This is a genomic window from Arcanobacterium urinimassiliense (assembly GCF_900119495.1).
Lineage (GTDB): Bacteria > Actinomycetota > Actinomycetes > Actinomycetales > Actinomycetaceae > Arcanobacterium_A > Arcanobacterium_A urinimassiliense.
On sequence record NZ_LT632435.1, the window covers coordinates 23,709 to 41,204 of the forward strand.

A 17,496-nucleotide genomic window follows, 5' to 3' on the forward strand; every position below is an offset into this window, starting at 1 on the left:
AACTCCGCACACTAGTAGAGTTCCACACTCTGACAAAATACTAGTTTCTAGCAAACTGTTGGTTTCTAGCTGCCTACTAGTTTTAACCGGACTTCTACTAGTTTTAACCGAAGTTATAGTTTCCCGAAATGCGGTGGGAGCTCCGCCAGAATCTCTTTTTCGCGCGGACTCAACTCAGCTTCGGCAGTAACTTTTTTTTGCCGCCAAGCAGCGCGCTCCGGAGCCGGAGCACTCTTTGCATCGTGAATATGCAAAGCCTCCTCTGGGCAAGCTATTTCACCACGTTCTAACCGCTCTCTATCGAGACGAGAAAGCGCCGTCACCCGCCGATGCGCCGCTTTCCTCTTCTCCGCTGCCGGCTCACTATTTACCGGAAAATCTTTACTCTTCGGCATCGTTATCTGCCACAGATTCTTCTGCGGCTTCGCTTGAATCCGCACTGATATCTTCCTCTAGGGCAGCATAGCAGCTCTCTAGCTTCTCGATTATTGCTCGCGTCTGCCCCGCAGGATCTATAAAGAGCGAAGTAGAGAAAGTCTGATACACCAACCAACCCGCTGCTTGGAAAGTTTCCTGCCGATATCTATCGCGCCGGCGCAGGGAAGCTTGGCTAGCGTAGGCTGCATCATCTAGCAAAACTGCCAAAGCCCAGGTACCAGGAATATTTTTATGCCCTACTACCAGCGGAATTACTTCCGAATCGCTATAACCATAGTTACAGGCAGTCATCCACCCTTTTTCTTCTAAACGGCGCGCCAAATCGGCTAACAATGGAGTAACTTCCCGATCCTTTTGGCTACTAGCAGGAATAGGAGTTGAAGCCGCTTCCCATTTACCGGGTTCTACCCCTTTATTAATCAACTCAGCCAACAACCGAGGGCCTGGCGCCGAAACTTTCTGTAAATCAATATCTCCCGGCGCGAGGGAGGTAACTACAAACAGATTATCGCGAGCCGCATTAATTGCCTCCACGAGTCCAATAAAGCCCGGCACCGTAGCCAATTTACCGAAAGAGTGCAGCACGCGGCCGTGCACCGTCTTTCCGAAACCGGGGGAGAAAATAATATTATCTCGCCGCAAACCCGCCGCTTGGAGAATATCTACCACTACGAAAGGTTCCTGTTTATTCAAATGCCGCAGCTGTGCCACATACTGCCCCGCCGCGCGGTGCTCACTCAAAGCTTTCCGTATCTCTTGCGCGTGCCGCGCAGACGCCGTCACTACTGCTAAAGAATCCGGATTCTGATCTATAGCGTAGCGCAGCACCGTCTGCACTACTTCTTCCACTTCGGCTTTCGGTGCTTCTACTGCCCCGCCACCGCTCGTAGCTGGCACGCCGCGCCCATCCACTACTTTCAGTAAAACCGTATCCGTCAATGGGCGCGCAGGATAGAGACTATAAACTCCTGCGTAGCCATTTTCATTCAACGCCCGCAGACTCAACTCTTCATAATGCACCCGCGTAGCTGGTAGCTGGATAATCGGCAGCACTTTCGCAAAATCTAGCAGCGCATTATTCTTTGCTTTACTATCCGCCCCTTGCGCCCGCTCAGCAATCATTTCCGCGCGGCGCACATCGCCGGCCAATACAATTTGCCGCCCTCTGACCAGCAAAGATACTAAAGAAGCGACGCTCGAAGTATCACCGGTATCTGCGATTACTAAATCTGCCCAAGGCATCGGCGGTATATATTCAGCCTCCACCACTGGCGGCACAATCCATACTGGCCGCGCCACCTGCATTATTCGCGGATAAGTAGCAATCATATCGCGCAAAGCCGTAATGCCGTAGCTAGCCAAGGCCTTATCCATCTGGATAGTTTCTTCTCGCCGCCCGCGCGCCGTATCGCGCATATTGCGCACCGCCGCCAAGAGTACCGGATCTGCCAGCGAATCTACGTGCTTCTTATCGGCGTCTAAAAATTCGTGGAGCATATTTTCAATATCGCGCGGGCCGTAAGCCGGGAGTACTTCTGATTTACTGAGGATGCGCTCAAAAATCGAAGACGTGTAGGCCAGATCCAGCTCGCTATCAATCATCTCTGCCGGTACTTGCCGGCGGCGTAAATCGGCAAGGAAATCTTCTAAGCCTATTTCGCGCAAATGGGCAAGCAACTTATTTCGCTCTGCCAAATTTTCCATCTGCGCCGCATCTACCGCCAAGCTTTGCAGCTGTTTCTGGAGCTGCGGGAAAGCGATATCTACATAAGCCTCTACGTTTTCACCAGCGCCGGTCTCTACCGCTAGCTTTGCCAACTCGGCCACTGCTTGGCTATAGGTGGTACGCGCCGCCACTAAACTGTGCGGCAATACGGGCCAACCGCCGTCTTGGGTATAACGCCGCCACACTTGCCGACGTTCCGCTACTCGCTGCAGCTCCGTATGTAAATCTGCCGGTACCACTCCGGGGCGGAGCATATCCTGCGCAGTTTGAATAATAGCTTTTCTTTCACTACGAGAAAGTTTATAGCCACGCTCTTTTCGCCATTCTTTAGATGCAGTAGCCGCTATGAAATCATCCGGAGAGTCGTCAAAAATATGCGGCTTAAAGATATCTAGCGAAGCAGAAATTCCCGCAAAGAGTTCTAGCTGCTCCTGCCACTGCGCAAGATTCTCCGCTGGCCGCAACCCGGTATCTTTAGCTATTTTTTCTGCGCTCTGCATAAGCTCCGGCAAAGTAATTTCTGCGAGCTCCGCCGCCCGCGCAAAAGCCGCTTGCGCTTCCTCTCCATCGGTGAGCGGAGAATTTTCCCACGCAGAAATCATTGCCGAATCACTGAGAATTCCTAATTCAGCGGCGCGCTGCAAATCAATCGCCACCGCCACGTATCCACTTCCCGCTAGCGAATCTAAAGCGATCTGCGGCAAGCGCACCTTCGTCTTAGGCGCTTTTTCCTTCCCCGTCAGCTGCACTAATTTCTCTAAAGCCGCGTATACCGAGATGGAATACTCTTCGTCTACTCGATGTAAATCTGCAATAAAGGATTGCAGCTGCGCCCGGGCCCGCACTAATTTATCGCGATTGGAAAGCACCCCGTCTAAATCAATAGCCGGTGGTTCTAAACGCAGACCCGTGCGAATTCGCGGCGGCACCGCTTCGATATCAGAAAAATCTAGTACCAGCTCTCCCAGCCCGATTTTTTCTAACTCATGGCGCAAAGCCTGCCCTGCTGCCGCACTAGCCGGCACAAATAGCATCGATTTACCCGAGGCCGCCGCATCGGCAGCTATTGCGGCAATAGTAGAGAATTTTTCCGTACCCGGAGGAGTATCCATAATCAGCGAACGCCCCGCCGCTACTGCTTCGACTACTCCAAGTTCCACCGTATCGTGGTCACCTGCTCCGCGCTCCGTTTCTGGAGAGCGATCTTCTTCTAAGACGGGCGGCAAGGGTTGCGCAGAAAGCGCGCGGCGCTTTTCATCTCCCGCGAGCGCAGTCAAAATTCCTGAGCTCTTTATATAAGGCTCAAGCGCTTCTAAATCATTGAGCATGATTTGGGCTGGATTGTGAAAACAGCCAATTAACGCCTGCTCACGATAGCTAAATCCCGGTAAGTAGAGCCGCGAAAGCGTAATCAGACGCTGAAAAATTTTCTCGACGCCGAGCGAACGCTGCACCAATTCGCGCAAATCCGCTATTTCTTCCGCAGAAATTCCATTTTCCCGCAAAGCCTTTAGCAAAATTGGATTCACCTCTGCCTGCGGCGAAAGCTGAATAGCACCATCTCCATCGGGCAAGAAATCTAGCCGGAGTCGCCGATAAACGGCGGGCGCACTCTGCTCTACGGCAGTTTTTATACCCAAGGCCGCCCCCGCCGCATCTTCTCCAGTAGCAGGAGCTGCCAGATCAGCATCCGAGCTATCCGCTCCCCCCGAATCCGCACCTAGGTTGGCACCCAGATTTGCCGGAGCTGCGTTGTCTGTGCTGGTCGTATTGCTGGTGTTGGCTGCGCTATCAGTGCTGGCTGTGCTACTGGTGCTAGCTGTGCTGGCCGAATTTTCTGCTGGAAGTGCTGTCCAAGAAATCAAACCCGCACTCAAAGAAATCGGGGCGAAACCGTGTATCGATTCCATCTCTCGCACTGTATCGTGCAGGCGAGAAAGTTGGATGCGCGCCGCCGCCAATGCATTGGTTTCCCGTATCAACGAAGAAAGCCGGGTCAAGGTGTGTGAATAAAGCTGGGCAGCTCCAGTGGGGTGCGGATGAGTAATATCGATAACTCCCATATTGACCGCTTCCGGGCGGGAAGCCATCTTTTCTGCTTCGGCACTGAGTTCGGCATACCAACTGGCATATGCTTCTTCCATCAATTCGCCAGCAGTTTTTTGCACCGCCGGGGCGGAGCTTTGTTCCGCCACTTTATCTTGCCGCTCTTCGGTTACTTCCACATTCTCCCCAGATGCCGGAGCAGTGCTCACAGAATTTTCTACGCTTTCTGCACTATCCGTGTTTTCTACGCTCTCCGTGTTTTCTAAACTCTCCGCACTTTCCGTACTAGAATCCGTAGCATTATTTTCGCCATCAGTTTCGGAATTAACGGCAACACTTTCCGAATCAGAAATTTCCGAATCGGCTGCACTGGATCCTGCGGTTACTTCCGGATTGGCTTCCACATTAATTTCAGAATTTGCCGCACTAGAGGCAACACTAGCTACCTGGTTTGTTTCTGGAATCGCTTCTACACTAGATGCTGCGCTATCCGAAGTTACTTCTGGAGCAGCGTCTGCTTCTACTTTCGCAGCGGATTTTTCCGCCGCGCGATCTGGGTTATGACGGGAAAAAAGACTCACAATTCCACCGTAGTGGTTTTCCCGAAAAACTGGGGGCTTACGCGCCGAAGACAGGCAGTTTGCGCCGGCGCGCCGCGTAGCGCGTACGCAGTGCCACCACTATCCAGACCAGCACAAAAATGACGCTCACCACCAGAACGATAGCCGCTCCGGTGGGCACGGCGAAAGCCCACGATACCCACATTCCTATTACTGCCGCGCAGATACCGATGAGCGGAGCTATTAGCATCATTGACGATACCCGCGGGCTTATCATTCGGGCAGCGGCGGCTGGCGCCACTAGAAGAGCAATCACCAAGATATTTCCGATAGTTGATACCGAAATCACCACAGAGATGGCGATGCAGAGATAGAGAAGTAGATCCGTGCGCAGCGGAGAATATCCGATGGCACGGGCGTAATCCCTATCGAAACTCACCGCCAACAAAGCCTGATGGTAATAAAGTAACAACCCTAGTACTGCTATTCCCACTGCTGCTACTACTAGCAAATCCCGACTCCGAACACCGGTGAGAGAGCCAAAGAGCAGAGACTCCAGCGAACCAGTGTAGTTCGGCAATCGAGAAATTATGAGTAAACCGAGAGCAAAAGCAGCCGTGAAGAAAATGCCGATTAGCGAATCTTCTCGCACTGCTTGGTTATATGCGAAAAGAGCTATAAGGACGGCTACCGCTATCCCGGCAGCCGCGCCTCCAATCAGCGTGGATGTGCCTAAGGCAAAAGAAACGGCAATACCGGGGAATACCGCGTGCGAAAGCGCATCTCCTACAAACGAAAGCCCGCGCAGCACTACGTGGGTGCCGACTACCCCGCACAGTACCGAGCTCATTACGGCCATGAGGAGCGCCCGCGGTAAAAACGCTAAAGCCGGATTACTCATATCGGTAAAGAAATCAATTATGCTCATTTTTATTTCTGCTCTTTTCCGGATCCTGCTCGAGATTTTGCTACAGTAGGCTTTTCTATCAGCGCACTCATCATGCGCACCAGAGGTGAATTTATATCTACACCGTACGACTCTGCCCAAAGCTGCGGGTCAGTTAGCTCAGCCAATGGAGCGAGAGCGCGTACGCGCCGATTAAGTATCAACATCCGGTCTGCTATTTCCGCGGCCTGCGCTAAATCGTGCGTAGACATTAAAATAGAAATTCCGGCCGCCTTTAACTGCTGGCAAAGCTCCGCCAGCAAATCTTGATTGGGGTGATCTAATCCCGTAAAAGGCTCATCTAGCAGTAATAACTCTGGTTGGCTCACTAGCGCCCGCGCAATTAATACGCGCTGTTTTTGCCCGCCGGAAAGCTCGCCGATATTGCGCTGGCGCAAATCTAGTAGCTGCACCTTTTCTAGCGCTTGATAGACTTTTCGCCACTGCGCAGCGGTAGCTAAAAAGCGAGGTTTCAGCGAAGTAAGTACTACTTGCTCTACCGAGATGGGATAGCTCCAATCTGCATCTTGCCGTTGCGGCACGTACCCCACCCCTCCTTGCAGCTCTATTTTCCCTGCTGCCAGCGGTAAAAGCCCCATAATAGCGCGAATTAGAGTAGTCTTTCCCGCCCCGTTAGGTCCAATTACACAGAGTAGTTCCCCCGGGGATATATCCAGATTGATATCGCGCAGTACGGCGCGCCCGCCCAGATTGACGGCTAAATCGCTGATATGCAGCAAGGGTTTTTCACTCATGCAATGCCTCCGCTTGCCGCGCCGCAGTACGCCGGCGCAGCGCTAGAGCCAAACCGAGGACACCTCCGGCGAGCACCAGCAAGGCCACCCCAATATAGAGGACAAAGCGCGAACTAAATTCCGAATTTTCTGCCTCTGCTCCACTAGCTGCTTCTGGAGCTGGCAAAGAGCCACTTTCTTCCCACTGCATCGCTAAGGCTTTTTGCCCGTCTGCCTTATCTCCCACAGCGAGATGAAGAATCTGCGTATCTGATACGGTCTTCCCCCCGATAGAGGCTTCGGCGGTCAAACGCAGTAGATGCTCCCCTGGATCTGTGAATACCCAGTTCACGTGGGTATGAGTATTAGGTTCAATAAATACGGGCTGTGATTTCTTCTCCGCTGCATTCCAAAGTTTCTGCGGACCAGAGAAATTACCGGCGTCTACGAAGGCACTAAAGTTTCCAGCTCCTTGGTGCCCACCAAAAATTAAATTCACTCCGCCTTTCGAAACGGCAAGTAATTCCGGATCTTGGGTATTCCAACCCAGCCAAACTACCCCGTCTAATTGTTGCTGCGGTATCACCCAAGCTTCTCCCTGTGCTTTGGTAAATTCGTATTCCTTACCGGCAGGTACTGCTAATTTTCCTTTATCGCTTACGCGCACCACCACATCTGAAATATGCCGCCAAATAGGAGTACCCGTGGTGTCGTCGCGCAGCATGAGTTCCATTTTCCCGTCGTGCATTTTTGCACCCATATCGAGATGCCCCGCCGAAATTTCTACTGCCTGCCCCCGAGGAGCTATTTTTTCGTCTTTGTCCACTACCTGGGTAAGAGCCGGATCCACCTCTCCAGCTGGAGAATCATCGGCAACCGCCAGCGGATGCACTCCCGCAATAATTAGAAACAATCCAAACAGTAAAAATACGGTAAACCACGAGAGCAAACCGGAAATCTTACTTAATTTTTTCACTTTTACCTCTATTTCCTCATTAACTGCGGTACTACTTACCGGCATTGGTCCTTGATGCGACACGGCGTACATCTTCCGGTTCCCACGCCGGCAAGGAGCCTGGATCTAAACAATTTTTCAAAGCTTTCCCGTTATATTTCAAGAGTGCCAAATAGTTGGGTACTTCCGGAGTGAGAGTATCGGCATATATATTGCACACTTCGATATTCTGCGCCGCCGCTAGATTCAACAAATCTTGTTTATGCCGCCGCGTAGTGGGCTCCACAAACACTGCCCGCACATGTAAATCCTGTAAAGTGCGCGCCAGCGTGGCTAACTGCTGGGAAGATGGCTCAATGGCCGGGTTAGGCGCTACCACTCCCGAAACTTCCAGACCGTAGCCCTTTGCCAAATAGCCAAACGCATCGTGAGTGGTCACCAGCTTGCGCTGCGCAAGTGGAATAGATCCGATTACCGAACGCATCCAATTATCCGTATCCTGCAATTTTTCTCGGTAACGAGCTGCATTCTTTTGAAATATCTCCGCTTTTTCTGGGGCGATACTGCTGAGCTCATCAGTTATGACATCTATATACGCCAAGCCATTTACGGCGTCTTGCCAAAGATGAGGATCAATTTCTCCATGTACGTGCTCTCCCAGTACTGCTTGCGCAAGTATCCAAGTATCTGCTTCCGGTTTACCGAGAAAACGCCAAGATTTTTCCACCGGGACTTTCGCCAGCGTGGAATGAGGGACGGCAATCAGCACTTCTGCTGGGGAGTATTCCTGCTTTTCTCCGTCTTTATCCGCCAGAATTTTTATTCCGTGCGGAGTCACCGTAATATCAGCATGCCCGGAATCGAGCACCGTACGCCCCTGCCCTTGCGGGTTCTCTCCCACTACGAAACGCAGCACTGCCGCCATTTCTTTCCCGGGCGAATCTGCCGCGCTTCCCTCTTCCTCAGCTGCAGAATCCGCCAGTTTTCCCTCTCCCTCCGCTGCAGAATCCGCCGAAGCGGTAGGGCGCGCACTTAAATGTAGATCATACACACCCGGAGCACTCATCGCCCACGACATATGAGTATGAGCATCGGGAGGAAGTGCCACTTTATCTGCGTCATCAAAGCCATCCCCGCTCACTATCCAGGGATGCGCGGTGCCGAAAGTAGCAGTAGTGAAAGCCGCCAGGGTACCTGGCCCCGTAAGGTCGGTGGCGCGAATTTCCATATTTTCTGCGATACCTTCAGAGCGGAATCCCAGCCAGAGCGTGGAGAGAGAAAAATCTTCTACCAAACGAATATGGTAACCGCCGTGCTCCGGAGCATGCGCGGCAAGTTCCACTATTTCGGCTTGCGCCGGCAAATTAGCTTTCAGAGTTTTTTGTAGAGCAGCGGACTCTAGTAACAGACCGTTGGTAAAGGCAATATCTGCCCAAGCTATATTGCGCAGTGCCGCCAGGGATGGTTCATAAGAATGTGGATCAGCTCCCCGGGGAATTAGCGATACTACTTCCGCTTCCTTTCCCGCTACTTGCTCCACCATATCAGCCACTATCGGCGTAGAAGCCACGATTTGCAAGCCGGATTTCTCGGTGCGGGCGGCGCAGGCACTGAGCGGAAAAACTAGGAGGAAGACGAGGAAAAAAATACTTTTTCTCCGCCACTTACTCGTAATTTTCGGTACTTGCATATGCGACTATCCTAGGAGTGACGCGCGGGTACGGCACGACGCTTAAAGACTACAATTACTCCGGCAGCAGCGAGGAGAAAAGCAGATACTCCCAACAGAAAAGTGGGCAGCCCGCTCTGCGGCAATCCCCGCAGTTCCGGAGGTAAAGCCGAAGGGTCAATAATTTTTCCAGCTGCCTGCAATTGCGCAATCTGTTCGGCACTGAGCTGGCAAGCTTCTCCGCTAGCTGTACGCCCGACGATTACTTTCTGCGGGCCAGCCGGCGAGCCAGTAAACCAAACTTTTCCTACTTTTCCAAAATTAGCTGATTCAAAAACTGCCATTCTTCCCGGGCCGCTAAAAGAAGTAATTTGCCAATTTACCGCTCCTTGGGTGCCGCCGTGCAGACTCGGATGCTGAGTATTAGCTCCCACCCACGGCACTCCTGCCTGTTGAGTAGAGGCAATCATCCAAATCGGACTTCCCGCCGCCGCCACAAATTCCATACCGGCCGGAGCAGTCGTGCGCGCATTTCCGGAAATTCCAAACACTAGCTCTTGGGGAGATTTCCAAGCGGCAGGCTGCGAACGGTCATCTTTAATAGCCATCTGCAAGCGTGAACCTTGTACGAGGGTGCCAACATCAAAATGCCCGGAATTGGCGTTGCCCGCTCCGCCTACCTGAAATACGAGCGTACCCGTAGTGCGAAGAATACCGCCGCTCCGCGCCCGCGCACTTTGCGTAATTCCTACTCGATAGGTGCCCGGAGCAGTAAATACCCAGTTCGGGTGGACGTGAGTATTGGCGGCGATAGTGTGCGAACCGCCAAAGCCACTATTTTTCTGCTTCGTAACTTCTACCGGCCGGCAAGCAGGAGCCGCTGGCTGCACAGAGTTATTAGCTGCCGGCGCGGGCGCGGAAGCAGCAGGAGTATTAGATAAACTCGGCCGCTTAGCACTCACTGCCGATTTCCCGATTTCCCACTGGAATTCAGCAGGGGCAGAAATCAGTTTTTGCCCATTCTTTTCCATCTCCACAACAGCGCGAATCTGATAGGTACCTGGGCGGGTAAAGAGCCAATTAGGAGTGGCAGCAGAAGTGCGATTAGTAGTGGAAGTGCGATCGGTAATTTTTGCACCTGCTTTCAGCTGATATCCACTATCTAGGAAATTCTGCGCCGTGCCGCCCTTATTATCTGCACCCCAGAGATATATCTCCCCGGGGCCACTCACTTCTGAAAATAACAAGGTAACGGCAGTAGCTTTTCCTTGCTCAGAGGCAGGGGTGGAGTTAGCGGCACTGGCAGTTTGATCCGCACTAGTAGCCGCAGCCGAGCTAGCGGCACTAGCAGCGAGCGCAGAAAAATCCCAACCAATTTGCAGCGGATTTTCGGCGCTTAGTTGGCTGCCCACGAAGTAGCCACGTTCCGGTACGCCCGCCGGTAGCGAAACTACTTTGCCGGCCGCACCAGCCGCACCAGCTACACTATCCGCCGCCGATAGCGAACGCAGTGCCGATTCTTTTATCGCTAGACTTATTTGCGCTGGATTGTAGTAATAAAATTTATCTCCCTGCTGTTCCCGGCTAAGCAGAGAAATACTACTGCCATTCGGCACGGGATAGAATATATCGATTTTTCCGCTGTGCAGCGCCGTGCGCGCCGCAGATTCTCCCCACGCAACGGGCAAACTCAGCCCCCCGAGCAAGAGGGCAGCAAATACGAATACGAATAACTTCCGGGAAAACGACATAGCTTAATAATAACTATTCTCATTATTGGCAGCAATGCCTAAATGCGTAAGATGAGCCACGCTTCAGCGCATACTTTCGCAAAAAACTCGGCATTTTCGCAAAAACTTTCCCCCTGCGTGCCCCCGGGCAGAATCGAACTGCCGGCACCCGCTTTAGGAGAGCGGTGCTCTATCCACTGAGCTACGAGGGCGCAAGTAATACTCTATCCGAAGCAGCAGCACGGGAAAAACTCAGAAACACAGCGAGAGTAATGCCGCGCGTATTTATCTAACTAGCTAGCGCGTATTTATCTAGCTATCTATATATCCGCTATCGCACTGTTGTATCGCACTGCGGTTTCGCTCTATTATTTCGCCCTGTTGTTTCTCGCTATTATTTTTCTTCTCGAAGCCGGCGCGGATCCGGGCCCACATCGTCTCCCGCTTTAATACGCCGCGGCACCACCATTACCGGGCACTCAGCATATCCGAGCAAAGATTGCGAGGTGGAGCCCAACAATAATCCGCGAAAACCACCTCGCCCGCGCGTACCTACAATCACTAAATCTGCTTCACGCGAAAACTCTGCCAATCTACCTACGGGATTACCTTGCCCGACGGTGATTGACGAATCGATATCTCGCCCTTCATCTACTTCCCGCAGCTGGCGCTCGATTACTTCGCGTACGTCGTCAAAAATATCGTTGGTGAGGGCGAACTGCGGCACCCAACTCACCGGATCGACGTTCACCGTATCAAAAATATTTAGGTGCGCATCCCAACGATCTGCTTCCCAAACTCCGCGCTGTAAGGCAATTTTCGCCGCCTCGGACCCATCTACCCCTACCACAATTTTTTTAATCGGCAGGCAGCGCTGCACACTTTCCGGAGGCACCACCACCGTAGGGCAATAAGCATAGGCAGGTACAGCCGTAGAAACTGTGCGCAAAATCCGATCAGCGATCCGGCCACTTTTCAGCCCGTGCCCACCTAAAACGATTAACGCCACTTCTTTCGACATCTCCACCAGAACTTCTGAAGGGTCGCCGTCAATAAGCTGCGAAGTTACTTTTACACCTTGCCCGCTTACTTCAGCCACCAATCGCTGCATATTGGCTTCCGCCGCCTCATAAAGTAGCTTTCCCTCTTCGCGCACCGCCTCCGGCACTATCGGAGTAATTTCTAAACCCAAACTCGGAGCACTGCCCATCTCTCCGGGATTATTATTGCGGGAAGTAAAATACGGGAGCTGATAGACGCAAATTAAGCGTAGCTCCGCCTCCCGCCGTTTGGCCTGCTCAAACCCCCAACGCAGCGCAGCATGAGCAGCTGGGGAGCCATCTACTGCCACTATGATTACATTTTCGTGTGCCATGATATTTCCTCCCTCTTTTCTCTATTCTCTCATTTTCCCCACCTAAAACAAAGGATTTTTATGACGTAGCTCTCATTCCCCGTTTAGAAAAGAAGCGAAGTAGAATAAGAGCCGAAGCGAGGAGAAGATATGCCAGTAAAGCACCCGTTAAAATTTTATGCACACGCCATGCAAGAAAAAGCTTTGCTTTCTAAACCGGTAGCGCTGGCCGGACTTCCCGAAATAGAGATAGAGAATCTCACCTATGATTCTCGGAAAGTCACTCCTCACACCCTCTTTATCTGCAAAGGACGCAATTTTCGCCCCGCATATCTGCAAGAGGCAAAAAAATCCGGCGCGGTGGCCTACGTATCGGAAGTGCCTTATCCGGAAGTAGATTTGCCGGCCCTACTCACCAGCGATATTCGCGCCGCCACTATTCTCCTCGGGCAGACCTACTACGCGCACGTAGATAGGCATTTCACCACGGTGGGGATTACCGGCACGAAAGGGAAAAGCACCACGGCCTATTATTTGCGCGCAATCTGTGATGCCTGGCAGCGTGCCCAAAACCGCCCACCCGTAGCTTTTATTTCTTCTATTAGCACTTTCGACGGCACAAAAGAAGAGAAATCGCATCTAACTACCCCTGAACCTCTCGATCTTTACGCACATTTTCAAAATGCCTATGACGCCGGCATCGAAAACCTGATAATGGAGGTATCCTCGCAGGCCTTAAAGTATGGGCGCGTAGAGGGGATAGAATTTGCCATCGGGTGCTTTCTAAATATCGGAATGGATCATATTAGCGAAATTGAGCATCCGAATTTTGCTGATTACTTCGCTTCGAAACTAAAAATTTTCCAGTCTTGCCGCACAGCCTGCGTAAATTCCCATTCAGAGCATTTGGCAGAAATCCTCGCCGCCGCGCAGAAAGCGGGAATTACTCCGCGTACTTTTGGCTACCAAAACGATGACGATGTGCAAATAAGCGAAGTGAACCCCACGGAAGAGGGCTCTCGTTTCCACATTTCCGGTAGCTTCTATAACGGCGATTTCACCCTTGCTATGCCTGGAGTCTTTAATGTAGAGAATGCGGCTGCTGCCATTACGATGGCGGGGATGCTGGGAATACCGGAAGAATACGTGCGGCGTGGCCTAGAATCTGCACACGTAACCGGAAGGATGCGAATCTACAAAAGCGCCGATAAAAACGTGGTTGTGCTGGTGGATTATGCACATAACCGCATGAGTTTTGAAGCGGTATTCGCCTGTGCACACGCCGAGTATCCCGAGTACGCGCCGGTAGCTGTATTTGGTTCTGCAGGCGGAAAAGCCTATTCGCGGCGCAAAGATTTAGGAGAAACGGCCGGAGAGCACGCTTCTTATGTGATACTCACTGAAGATGACCCCTATACCGAACCCGTGATCGATATTTGCCAAGAAATTGCGCAATACGTGCAGTGCCCCCACGAAATAGTGGAAGATCGCCAGCTAGCAATAAAGAAAGCAATTCTCGGTGAATATGGCTGCGAAAGGGTGCCGGCACGGCGGATCGTACTGCTCCTAGGAAAGGGAGAAGATACCGAAATGAAGCGGCAAAACGGTTGGGAAAAAGCACCTTCGGATGCCGAATTGGCACAAAAATATCTAGCTGCTCTGCCGGATTGTATTTAACCGCGCTCTTGCACAGTATCTAATCGCGGGACAGTATCTAATCACAGGACTGAATATTATCTAGCCGCGCTATTAATTAACTTTTAGTCGCAGTTGCGGAACTATCAGCCTATTTTATGAAATGGTAGAAACTACCAGCTTTATAACCGAAGTGTAAAACTACCAGCGTATTTTTAGCCGAATATTAGTTTATTTTTAACCGAAGCGGTAGAAAGAGGGGTTGCCGTAAAGTGGCCCTGCGTAGGTGCCACTAGACGGAGTCCGAGCTGCGATGTGCTGCCCATTTCCGAGATAGATTCCCACGTGCCCTGGCCAGTACACTAAATCACCGGGCTGAGCAGCAGAGGCGGGAATACGCTGCCCCCGAGCTGCCTGCATTTCCGTCTGATGCGGAAGATTAATGCCGAATTGTGCATATATGTACTGCGTAAAGCCGGAGCAATCCCAGCCAGCCGGCGTCGTCCCACCATATACGTAGCGAGCGCCGCTAAACTGCAAAGCGTACTCAGCGATTCCCGAGGTAGCAGCCGGCGGAATATTCGAAAAGTCGAAAGAGCTATTCCCGGCAGCTTCCGTATCCGCTACGTTAGAAGTAGCTGTAGGAGTAGGAGCAGCCTGCGCTTCTAAATCAATATGCGCAAATCCCCAGCCGGATCCATCATTGGAAAGATCGGAAGTCTGTACTTCGACAGCCGGAATCTCGTAATCCTTTTCTGCACTGCCAAGCGCTACCGTAGCGGCAGCTCTTTCTGGTGCAACTGCCGCAGCCTCATCAGCCGGAGCAGCGAAAGCAGCGGGAGCGCCTATGCCGAGCAGAGTGCCAGCTACAGAAGCAGTGGCAAATCCTTGCGCACCACGTTTCCACAGCATATTCGGCGAATCTGCCTTTAAGTGCCGTCCTGCCATTGAGTTCCTCCACAGTTAAATCGAAGTGTAGCTAATGCTGCTACTATTTCTATCCTCGTTAATCATAACGGGAAGAAACGGAAATGTCACAAATTTGTAACAGTGTAATGAATCACCGTTCCATAACGTAAATGTTATAAAAAACTTTCCTGTGTGTCTACAATAACGGCATAATGCCACGTAGAGACGTATAAATAAAATAACTTTTTGATAACGATTCCGCTTTTATACGCAAAAAATTACCGAAAAGTGGGAAATACTCACTCGAAAAATATCTCCGTTTTCCGAAAAATTGTAGCGCAGATTACATTATTTGCCGCTCTTTATAACTTTTATGCCTACTTATTAAACGCGGCACGTAGCTATTTAACGCGTATTTATTCGGCGCATATATATTCAGTACGCACTTATTCGGCACGCACTAAAATTCCCTGCGCAGTCTGCTCCGCTAGAGCAAACACTCCCGTCGGCACCTTTACATACACTTGGTAATCTTGCTTCCCCAGTACCTGCATCTTAGTTCCCGGCAATACCTGCAGCTCTTCTAGTACCCGCACTTCGCCTTCTTCCGCCTGTAGCGTTTCCACAAACTGCATGATTTGGCATTTTTTACCAAAGTCGGCGCCGGCTGCCAGGTCTTCTAAATCGACGCCGTCTGGAATAGCCACTGCATTGGCGAAATTGCTCAACGATTCCATACCCGGCACCCGCGCACAATCTTGCTGCGGGAATAGGCAATCATCACTAGGAATTGGATTCCCAAAAGGATCTTTCTCTGGCTTACCTAGCACCTCAAACATTTTTTCCGCCACTTCGTCGGAAAGCACATGCTCCCAACGGCACGCCTCCGCATGAATATCCGAAAGCGGAATATGAATTAAATCGTAGAGCACTCGCTCCGCTATCCGGTGCCGGCGCATTACGTGCGCAGCCCGCTTTCTACCTTCACTGGTAAAGACGATGTGCCGATTTTCCGCCACACGTAGTAAACCGTCTCGCTCCATACGCGCTACCGTCTCCGAAACGGTAGGGCCAGACTGCTCTAAGCGCTCCACAATGCGCGCCCGCAGAGCCGGTATATCTTCTTCTTCCAGCTCATACACAGTCTTCAGATACATCTCCGCGGTATCCACTAAGTTACTGCTCATCGCCCTCTCCCCTTATTTATAGTTTTCCTCACTATTTACTATCTTAGCGGTTAGCCGAGCCACATTCCGTTTTTCCCTAAAATACCGATTTTCAAAGCCTCTCGCGCCTTATTATCTCCAATTTTTCTCTCCCACACTGCGTCTACCTTAAAACACTTAGCGCTAGGTTAAATAAATAAATCTAGTAAAAAATGTAAAGATAGGAGTATGGACAATTTTTTAGAAAAAATTCTTCCGCGCGACGGCCGCTTCGGATCAGGACCTTCAAAGATACGCCCCGAACAGATGCAAGCTATAGCTGCCGCGCCTTTCGGCACTTCCCACCGTAAACCACCCGTAAAAGGACTTGTGGAAGATATTCGCTCTGGACTCACCGATTTATTTCAACTCCCCGCTGGCTATGAAGTACTTATTGGCAACGGTGGAGCGAGCGCCCTCTGGGATGCAGTAGCTTTCAACCTCGTAGAGAAGCGTGCTCAGTACGCCGTAATGGGAGAATTTTCTGGAAAAGCTGCCCATGCTGCACAAAACGCCCCGTGGCTAGAAACGCCAGAAGTGCGCACCACCGCACCCGGCACACTTATCACCAATGAAGCTACCGCCGGTATCGATACCTATCTCTATGCCCACAATGAAACCTCTACCGGCGTTTACAGCCCGCTGCGCCGCTACGGAGATTCTGCTGCTGGTGCTGGTACTACTGGTGGCGGCGATGCACCACTTACCATTGTGGACGGCACTTCAATTGGCGGCGGATATGTATTCCCGGCTTCCGAAGTGGATTTTTACTACTTTTCCACCCAAAAATGCTTCGGAGCAGAAGGCGGATTGTGGGTAGCTTTTGCCTCTCCTGCCGCGGTAGCGCGAATTGAAAAAATTGCCAAAGAACGCTGGATTCCCGATTTCCTTAATTTACAGATTGCGCTGGAGAATTCAAGAAAAAATCAGACCTACAACACCCCCGCTATTGGCACCCTCACCCTTCTGAGCTCCCAAATAAAGTGGATGCTAGAAATAGGTGGTATGGAAGCGACAGCGGCGCGGAGCCGAGCTAATTCCCAAGCGGTGTACGAATGGGCAGAACAGCATCCGCTGGCGACGCCGTTTGTAAAAGACCCTGCTTATCGCTCTCCAGTAGTAACTACCGTGGATTTTGTAGAGGAAGTGGATACCAAAGGTATTCTGCAGCGCCTCCGGGAAAACGGCGTATTAGATATCGATTCCTATCGCTCATTAGGGCGGAATCAATTCAGAATTGGCGCTTTCCCAGCCATCGACACTGAAGATATCGTTAAACTGCTCCAATGTATTGACGCCTGTCTGCCGCTCTACACCAAGGCCTGAAGTGCAGCGAAAGAGCCAATAAAAACAGCTGATTGGCATATTCTTCGAAAAAGACGTAAACTCTTTATCGATTCGCGGGTGTAGTTCATCGGTAGAATGGCAGCTTCCCAAGCTGCAGAGGCGGGTTCGATTCCCGTCACCCGCTCCACTTAGACGTCGGATTTGATAAGTACCCTTTTGCGTTAGCGAGTATCGCTTAGGGGGGTCAAAGCGTTAGCGAGTGTATAGCGCGTTTGCCCTGACCTGCGGAAACGCTTTCCTCT

12 protein-coding genes and 2 tRNA genes are annotated in these 17,496 nt (G+C 51.4%); 3 read left to right on the top strand and 11 right to left on the bottom strand.

Going from position 1 to position 17,496, the window contains the following annotated elements; all coding sequences use genetic code 11:
* Positions 1–113: 113 nt before the first annotated feature.
* The 9 genes from BQ7117_RS00140 to BQ7117_RS00180 all read right to left on the bottom strand — a co-directional run bounded on the left by BQ7117_RS00140 (position 114) and on the right by BQ7117_RS00180 (position 12,179).
* Positions 114–395: a hypothetical protein gene (locus BQ7117_RS00140; protein ID WP_073995660.1), complete on the bottom strand. Its 282-nt coding sequence runs from the start codon at positions 393–395 to the stop codon at positions 114–116.
* Positions 382–4,791, bottom strand: a complete 4,410-nt coding sequence (locus BQ7117_RS00145; RefSeq protein ID WP_073995661.1) for a hypothetical protein — start codon at positions 4,789–4,791, stop codon at positions 382–384. The genes BQ7117_RS00140 and BQ7117_RS00145 overlap by 14 nt, the downstream gene beginning before the upstream one ends.
* 37 nt (positions 4,792–4,828) lie before the next feature.
* On the bottom strand, positions 4,829–5,698 hold the full coding sequence (locus tag BQ7117_RS00150; protein ID WP_073995662.1) for an anchored repeat-type ABC transporter permease subunit: 870 nt from the start codon (positions 5,696–5,698) through the stop codon (positions 4,829–4,831).
* A 2-nt stretch (positions 5,699–5,700) separates the two neighbouring features.
* Positions 5,701–6,471 (bottom strand): metal ABC transporter ATP-binding protein, encoded by a 771-nt coding sequence (locus BQ7117_RS00155; protein WP_073995663.1) that lies wholly within the window; start codon positions 6,469–6,471, stop codon positions 5,701–5,703.
* Positions 6,464–7,426 carry a choice-of-anchor M domain-containing protein gene (locus BQ7117_RS00160; protein WP_161939404.1) on the bottom strand — a complete coding sequence of 321 codons (963 nt, stop codon included), beginning with the start codon at positions 7,424–7,426 and terminating at the stop codon, positions 6,464–6,466. The genes BQ7117_RS00155 and BQ7117_RS00160 overlap by 8 nt, the downstream gene beginning before the upstream one ends.
* Positions 7,427–7,457: 31 nt before the next feature.
* Positions 7,458–9,095 carry an anchored repeat ABC transporter, substrate-binding protein gene (locus BQ7117_RS00165; RefSeq protein ID WP_084789776.1) on the bottom strand — a complete coding sequence of 546 codons (1,638 nt, stop codon included), beginning with the start codon at positions 9,093–9,095 and terminating at the stop codon, positions 7,458–7,460.
* 11 nt (positions 9,096–9,106) lie between these two features.
* A complete protein-coding gene (locus BQ7117_RS00170; protein WP_073995664.1) occupies positions 9,107–10,825 on the bottom strand; it encodes a choice-of-anchor M domain-containing protein in 1,719 nt (572 codons plus the stop codon).
* A 118-nt stretch (positions 10,826–10,943) separates the two neighbouring features.
* Positions 10,944–11,016 (bottom strand) — tRNA-Arg (locus tag BQ7117_RS00175).
* Between the two features lie 182 nt (positions 11,017–11,198).
* The gene (locus tag BQ7117_RS00180) at positions 11,199–12,179 is read right to left on the bottom strand and encodes a universal stress protein (protein ID WP_073995665.1); all 981 of its coding nucleotides are present in this window, start codon (positions 12,177–12,179) and stop codon (positions 11,199–11,201) included.
* A 129-nt stretch (positions 12,180–12,308) separates the two neighbouring features.
* Between BQ7117_RS00180 and BQ7117_RS00185 the strand changes: the two genes are divergently transcribed.
* Positions 12,309–13,835 carry a Mur ligase family protein gene (locus tag BQ7117_RS00185; RefSeq protein ID WP_073995666.1) on the top strand — a complete coding sequence of 509 codons (1,527 nt, stop codon included), beginning with the start codon at positions 12,309–12,311 and terminating at the stop codon, positions 13,833–13,835.
* Between the two features lie 195 nt (positions 13,836–14,030).
* Here the strand turns inward: BQ7117_RS00185 and BQ7117_RS00190 are convergent, their stop codons facing one another.
* Both BQ7117_RS00190 and BQ7117_RS07875 read right to left on the bottom strand, forming a co-directional pair.
* Positions 14,031–14,741 carry a C40 family peptidase gene (locus BQ7117_RS00190; protein WP_084789777.1) on the bottom strand — a complete coding sequence of 237 codons (711 nt, stop codon included), beginning with the start codon at positions 14,739–14,741 and terminating at the stop codon, positions 14,031–14,033.
* Between the two features lie 407 nt (positions 14,742–15,148).
* Positions 15,149–15,889, bottom strand: coding sequence for a metal-dependent transcriptional regulator (locus BQ7117_RS07875; protein WP_073995667.1), 741 nt, complete (start codon positions 15,887–15,889; stop codon positions 15,149–15,151).
* Positions 15,890–16,096: 207 nt separating this feature from the next.
* On the opposite strand from BQ7117_RS07875, the gene serC reads away from it, so the two are divergent.
* The gene (gene serC / locus BQ7117_RS00200; RefSeq protein ID WP_073995668.1) at positions 16,097–17,233 is read left to right on the top strand and encodes a phosphoserine transaminase; all 1,137 of its coding nucleotides are present in this window, start codon (positions 16,097–16,099) and stop codon (positions 17,231–17,233) included.
* A 74-nt stretch (positions 17,234–17,307) separates the two neighbouring features.
* A tRNA-Gly gene (locus BQ7117_RS00205) sits at positions 17,308–17,381 on the top strand.
* Positions 17,382–17,496: the final 115 nt, after the last annotated feature.

Coding starts and splice junctions, on each gene's coding strand:
- BQ7117_RS07875 (WP_073995667.1), bottom strand. CDS start 15,889: ATGAGCAGTAACTTAGTGGATACCGCGGAGATGTATCTGAAGACTGTG.
- BQ7117_RS00180 (WP_073995665.1), bottom strand. CDS start 12,179: ATGGCACACGAAAATGTAATCATAGTGGCAGTAGATGGCTCCCCAGCT.
- BQ7117_RS00170 (WP_073995664.1), bottom strand. CDS start 10,825: ATGTCGTTTTCCCGGAAGTTATTCGTATTCGTATTTGCTGCCCTCTTG.
- BQ7117_RS00185 (WP_073995666.1), top strand. CDS start 12,309: ATGCCAGTAAAGCACCCGTTAAAATTTTATGCACACGCCATGCAAGAA.
- BQ7117_RS00140 (WP_073995660.1), bottom strand. CDS start 395: ATGCCGAAGAGTAAAGATTTTCCGGTAAATAGTGAGCCGGCAGCGGAG.
- BQ7117_RS00150 (WP_073995662.1), bottom strand. CDS start 5,698: ATGAGCATAATTGATTTCTTTACCGATATGAGTAATCCGGCTTTAGCG.
- BQ7117_RS00190 (WP_084789777.1), bottom strand. CDS start 14,741: ATGGCAGGACGGCACTTAAAGGCAGATTCGCCGAATATGCTGTGGAAA.
- BQ7117_RS00155 (WP_073995663.1), bottom strand. CDS start 6,471: ATGAGTGAAAAACCCTTGCTGCATATCAGCGATTTAGCCGTCAATCTG.
- BQ7117_RS00165 (WP_084789776.1), bottom strand. CDS start 9,095: ATGCAAGTACCGAAAATTACGAGTAAGTGGCGGAGAAAAAGTATTTTT.
- serC (WP_073995668.1), top strand. CDS start 16,097: ATGGACAATTTTTTAGAAAAAATTCTTCCGCGCGACGGCCGCTTCGGA.